This is a genomic window from Henriciella sp., assembly GCF_049649345.1.
In the GTDB taxonomy this organism is placed as follows: Bacteria; Pseudomonadota; Alphaproteobacteria; order Caulobacterales; family Hyphomonadaceae; genus Henriciella.
The window spans coordinates 1-5,353 of the sequence record NZ_JBARZC010000220.1 but is presented as its reverse complement, the minus strand read 5'-3'; the positions used below and the strand labels follow the sequence as shown (position 1 = coordinate 5,353).

The 5,353-nt window shown below is 57.2% G+C and carries 5 protein-coding genes; 4 read left to right on the top strand and 1 reads right to left on the bottom strand.

Annotated features, from left to right (window positions below):
• Positions 1-66: 66 nt before the first annotated feature.
• The 4 genes from WA989_RS05505 to WA989_RS05490 all read left to right on the top strand — a co-directional run bounded on the left by WA989_RS05505 (position 67) and on the right by WA989_RS05490 (position 4,532).
• A complete protein-coding gene (locus WA989_RS05505; protein WP_424339504.1) occupies positions 67-693 on the top strand; it encodes an energy transducer TonB in 627 nt (208 codons plus the stop codon).
• A 193-nt stretch (positions 694-886) separates the two neighbouring features.
• A complete protein-coding gene (locus WA989_RS05500; RefSeq protein WP_424339503.1) occupies positions 887-1,513 on the top strand; it encodes a TonB family protein in 627 nt (208 codons plus the stop codon).
• A gap of 201 nt (positions 1,514-1,714) precedes the next feature.
• On the top strand, positions 1,715-3,106 hold the full coding sequence (locus WA989_RS05495; RefSeq protein ID WP_424339502.1) for a hypothetical protein: 1,392 nt from the start codon (positions 1,715-1,717) through the stop codon (positions 3,104-3,106).
• 136 nt (positions 3,107-3,242) lie between these two features.
• The gene (locus WA989_RS05490) at positions 3,243-4,532 is read left to right on the top strand and encodes a cystathionine gamma-synthase family protein (protein ID WP_424339501.1); all 1,290 of its coding nucleotides are present in this window, start codon (positions 3,243-3,245) and stop codon (positions 4,530-4,532) included.
• Here the strand turns inward: WA989_RS05490 and WA989_RS05485 are convergent.
• Positions 4,529-5,278 (bottom strand): DUF481 domain-containing protein, encoded by a 750-nt coding sequence (locus WA989_RS05485; RefSeq protein WP_424339500.1) that lies wholly within the window; start codon positions 5,276-5,278, stop codon positions 4,529-4,531. The genes WA989_RS05490 and WA989_RS05485 overlap by 4 nt on opposite strands.
• Positions 5,279-5,353 lie beyond the last annotated feature (75 nt).

Sequence of the window (5,353 nt, the reverse complement as noted above, 5' to 3'; positions counted from 1 at the left end):
ATCATCAACAAGGAAGATGGGCTCACGCGCGTACCGGTTTCGGTCGAGGAAGAATAGGAGACATACATGTTTACCAATCCAATTCTGAGGCTGGTCATCGGTATCCCGCTTGCGGCGATCGTCGTCTATCTGCTCTTCACCTTCATGTATTCCATGATCAATCAGGAGTACGAACAGCCTGAAGACGTCGAACAGCGTGTCCTGGAGCGGATCACGCCGTCCGAAGACGATACGGAAGTCCGGACCCGCACGCGCAACAAGGCCCAGCGGATTCAATCGGCTGACAAACCGCCGCCACCGCCGAAAATGTCAGCCACACGCTCGGACATCGATCTGCCGACGCCGAATATCCAGGGGTCTGCTCCGACCGAACTGAACATCCAACGGCTCGATTCGCTCGCGATCGATCCGGTTGCGATTTCAGACCGTGACGCCCAGCCGATCCGTCCGCCAGTGCCGACCTATCCGACACGGGCAGCCGAACGCGGCATTGAAGGGACCTGCGAGGTTCGCTTCGACGTGGATACACGTGGCCGCCCCTATAATGTTCAGGCAACCTGTTCCGAAAGTGTTTTCAAGCGTGAAGCAGAGCGTGCTGTAAGCCGCGTCGAATTTGCGCCGAAGATCGTTCGTGGTCAGCCAGCTGAACGCCGGAACGTGGTTTATCCGCTGGATTTCCGCCTCGACGGATAAGCCGGTTTCCCATTCCTGGAATTTTGAAAAGGGCCTTCCGATGGGAGGCCCTTTTTTCTTTGCGTGCGGAGCGCTGATGGCGCTGTCACCAATGTTTCCACAGTGGCAAATCCGCGCGCCCTGTCTTTAGACTTGACGCGGCGTAACTGATTATGTAACAACATAACATAACAAAGATTCAGGGAGACCCGCCATGTTGCAGAACGCCGCTCTCAGACCTCTTATCGGATTGCCACTCGCCGCCCTTATCGTGTTCGGCCTCTACAGTTTCATGAATTCCATGATCAGTCAGGATTACGAACAGCCGGGTGAAGTCGAGCAGCGCGAGCTGATCCGGTTTACGCCGCCAGAATCGGACGTCGAGGAGAAGGCTCGCCCGCGCGACAAGCCAGAACATTTGCAGACAGCCGATAAACCGCCGCCGCCCCCCAAATATTCGGCGACGCCTGGCGACGTAAATCTGCCAATGATTAATATTGAAGGCGCGGCGCCAACAGACCTCAAGCTCAAGGCCTTTGATCCATTGGCGATAGGCCCGGTCGCCATTTCGGACCGCGATGTTCGCCCCATTCGTCCGCCTGTGCCGACTTACCCGGCTCGGGCTGCTGAGCGAGCTCTCGAAGGCGCATGCAATGTCCGACTTGATGTCAACACAAGAGGACGACCGTTCAATGTGGAAGCCGAATGCACGGATGGTGTTTTCAAAAGAGAGGCCGAGCGTGCTGTCCGACGGGTTGAGTTCGTGCCCAAAATCGTCAGAGGTAGGGCAGTTGAGCGTCATAATGTGATCTATCCGCTCGACTTCCGCCTGGACAGTTGAATTCAGTGCAGATCGGCCAGGCCAAAACGTTGACGCGAGGGCTTTGACCGCTCATATCTTAATCAAGCAAGTTTTTGGGAAAGTAGCCGCCACGACCCGGATAAAAACAAGGCGGATCTTTCAGACATTCGCAGGCGTTAGGTTAATCAGAAGCGTTTGCATCAAACCACCGGCCGGAAACGGCAAAAGGAGTGAGACACCATGGGACTTAAGTCTATCCTCAGAGGCGCTGTTGTTGCGGGCGCCGTTTCCTGTTTCGGCGCTGGCGCTGCTATGGCGCAGGCGGCAAATTGCGAAGCCACAGAGTTCAGCTCCAAGACAGGCGAGCTTTATCTGAAAGCGGAAACCGAGCTTCTGCAGAATGACAATGCAAATGCTGCCCTTCAGGCGCTTAACCAGCTGCGCAATCAAGAGCTGAACTGTTATGAGCAAGGTGCTATCCTGAAGCTTGGTGCAGCGATCAAGATTGAGACAGGCGACTATGTCGGCGCCGTCCGCGATCTGGAATCTGCGCTCAATCAGGGCTACATTCCGGCATCGGAAACATCGAAGACCTATTATAATATTTTCCAGATTTATCTGAGCCAGAACGACCTCAACAAGGCGCTTGAATATTCCCAGAAGTGGATCAGTTCAGGCGGCACGCCCGACCGCGACGGCATGTGGCAACTTGCTGTGATCAACCAAAAGCTGGAGCGTAATCAGGAGGCCCTGAAGTGGGCTGAGCAGGTCTTCCAGAAGGACGGCCCAAACGCTGACCGTCAGGTCTATGACTTCCTGATCTACCTCTACGATGAGACTGGCCAGCGCGCCAAAAAGGCCCAGCTGCTCGAGCAGCTCCTCGCCAAGAACCCGAACGAGCGCAAGCTCTGGGACGCGATCGCTGGCGACTATTTCCAGGCAAACGAAGAACGCAAGGCGTTCGAAGTGCAAAAGGCGATGTATCTCGGCGGCATTCTGAAGACCGAGGACGAGCTGATGCGGGTTGTGAACTTCTACAACCGCTTCAACGCGCCTTATCCAGCCGCCCGCATCCTAGAGAAGGAAATGAATGCAGGGCGCATCTCGAAGACCTATGAGCGTATGGAATTGCTCGCCAACCTTTACCAGGTGGCGCGTGAATTCGACCGAGCGATCCCTGTCATCGAGGAAGCAGCGCGGATGAATAATTCGGGCGCCATGTATGAGCGCCTCGGCCGGTCCTATGCCGAGCTTCAGGAATGGGCAGAAGCCGAACAGGCTCTGACGCAAGCGCTAAATGCCGGCGGCGTGAAAGATCGCGGTCTCGCCTGGGTGCTGATCGGACAATCCCGCTATGAGCGCGACGACCGGTCCGGTGCCCGCGAAGCCTTCCGCCAGGCTAACAATCGCGGTGGCCGCGGTTGGCTCGCCTTTATGGATTCCGAAGAACGCACCGAAACGGCACTTGTCCGGTTCGAGGCTATGAGCCGCGTCCAGGAGCTTGAGAACGAGCAGAAGCGATGTAAGGAAATCGCTGTCCTCGGTGACGAGAACCTGCCAGATGGCTGCTCGACCGTCGAAGATCGTCTGGCTGAAGCACAGGAAGCGGTTGCAAGGCTTGGCGATAGCTAAGACCTGATACCTGACATAAGATCAAATTCAGGAACCCCGGCCGCTGCGCCGGGGTTTTTCTTTTCAGCGACGAGGCTTGGCAGAAGCCGCGCGTCCCAATAGTTCCAGTTGAAACAAAATCCTGAAAGGTTCCCCCATGTCAAAGCCAGACAAGCCATATCGCAAGCGCAAGATTGGCGATCACGTCCTGAAACCTGAATCCCTCGTCATGGGATATGGCTTTGACCCGGCCATGTCGGAAGGGTCGATCAAGCCGCCGATCTTCATGACCTCGACTTTCGCGTTCAAATCCGCCCGCGATGGCGAAGCGCTGTTTCGCCAGCTCGCCGGCAAACGCGAAGAGGGCGATCCGGAAGAAGCCGATCTGATCTATACCCGCTTCAACAACCCGAACATGGAAGTGCTCGAGGACCGGCTGACGCTTTATGATGCAGGCGATGAGGCGCTCGTCTTTTCCTCAGGCATGGGCGCGATCACCACGGCGCTGCTGGCCTGCGCCGGGGCTGGCACGACCATCCTGCATTCGAGCCCGCTCTACGGCGGCACAGAGGTCTTCATGCGGACCTTCATGCCCGATTTCGGTGTCACGCCATTTGAAATGGACGCCTGGGCGAGTGAAGAGAAAATCCTGGAGCGCGCCCGCGAAGCGGCCAAGGAAGGCCCGCTGAGCGTGATTTATACCGAATCGCCGGCCAACCCGACCAATGCGCTTGTTGATATTGCCGCCTGCGCGCGGGTCGCCGATGTCATTGAGAAGGAAACCGGTCACCGTCCGGTCATCATGTGCGACAATACGATGATGGGCCCGATCGGTCATGTGCCGCTGAAGCACGGCGCCGACATCGCGCTCTACTCGCTGACCAAATATATTGGCGGTCACTCAGACCTCGTGGCTGGCGCCGCGATCGGCAAGTCAGCCGAGATGGCAAAGATCCGCCGCGTCCGCAATTATCTTGGCACCACGCTCGATGCCCACACCTGTTGGCTGATTACCCGCTCGCTCGAAACGGTTCGCCTGCGCATGGAAAAGGCATTCGACAATGCCCGCGTCTGCGCCGAATTCCTGCGTGATCATCCGAAGGTTGGCGAGGTTATGTATCCGCCTTTCTTCGAAGAGGGTAATCCGCAGAAGAAGGTCTATGACGAACAGTGCGAGGCAGCCGGCTCGACCTTCTCCTTCGATGTCAAAGGCGGCAAGGAAGCCGCGTTCCGCCTGCTCGATGCGCTGCAGCTTGTCAAACTCGCCGTCAGTCTTGGCGGAACAGAGAGCCTGATGTGCCATCCGGGATCAACGACGCATTCCGGCGTTGCAGAGGACATCCGCCAGCGGATCGGCTTTACTGACGGTCTGGTGCGTTTCTCTGTCGGTATCGAGGCTGCCGACGACCTGATCGCCGATTTGAGCCAGGCGCTCGAAAAGGTCTAGTTCCCGAAGGCGTAGACCAGGGAGGCGCGGGTCACTGTGTCGGTCGGCTCAAAGCCGGCCGGCGGGTTCGTGTCATGGCGCACATCGAATGAGAAACGGGCAGAGAAAGTGTCCGTCAGCGCGGCAGTCAGAGCGATGATATTGCCGACCTGCGTGGATTCCTGCGCGTAGATGATTTCGGTATTGTTCGAGACTTTTACCGCCTCATTGACGTCATGAGAGAAAGCCGATGAGCCAATCACTGAAAAGGATTGTTCGGTCGAGGCCGGAATAACGGTTGGCACGCCATTGACCATCCGGACGGTCTGGCGAACCTCGTCGATCTTGATGCCAGGCCCGCCCTGGACAGACCAGTTCGTGCGTTCTGTCTCGATCAGCGGATAGCCAAGGCCGACGCCAGCAAAGAAACGCGAATCAAAGCCTGAGAATTCATCCTGCTCGTAAGAGGTCCGCGCAAACCCGAAAAGTTTGTCGCCCAGCTGGCGATCGGCTTCGGCAGCGAGGCGGTAGCGGTTTTTGGTCTCAACAGAGTCTGTCTCGCCATAATCGGCGGCCGCTTCGCCTGTATAGGTCCAGAGGCCCTGTTCGCGGTTGAGCTTGAGAGCAAGGCCGAGGTCTGAGGTTTCTGTGTTGCCTGTCGTATAGCCTGCGCTGAACGAGCCTTCACCGGTCCAGCCGTCTTCGCCCAAAGCTGCCGGCGCTGCGATCAGGCTCGCCGTTGCGACCAGAATGGCGCGATTAATCATACCGAATTCCTCTTCTCTTACCGCGGCGATTACTCTCAAACGCCTCCCAACAACTCGTTAACCGCGGTGCATTCC

Coding starts and splice junctions, on each gene's coding strand:
- WA989_RS05505 (WP_424339504.1), top strand. CDS start 67: ATGTTTACCAATCCAATTCTGAGGCTGGTCATCGGTATCCCGCTTGCG.
- WA989_RS05500 (WP_424339503.1), top strand. CDS start 887: ATGTTGCAGAACGCCGCTCTCAGACCTCTTATCGGATTGCCACTCGCC.
- WA989_RS05495 (WP_424339502.1), top strand. CDS start 1,715: ATGGGACTTAAGTCTATCCTCAGAGGCGCTGTTGTTGCGGGCGCCGTT.
- WA989_RS05490 (WP_424339501.1), top strand. CDS start 3,243: ATGTCAAAGCCAGACAAGCCATATCGCAAGCGCAAGATTGGCGATCAC.
- WA989_RS05485 (WP_424339500.1), bottom strand. CDS start 5,278: ATGATTAATCGCGCCATTCTGGTCGCAACGGCGAGCCTGATCGCAGCG.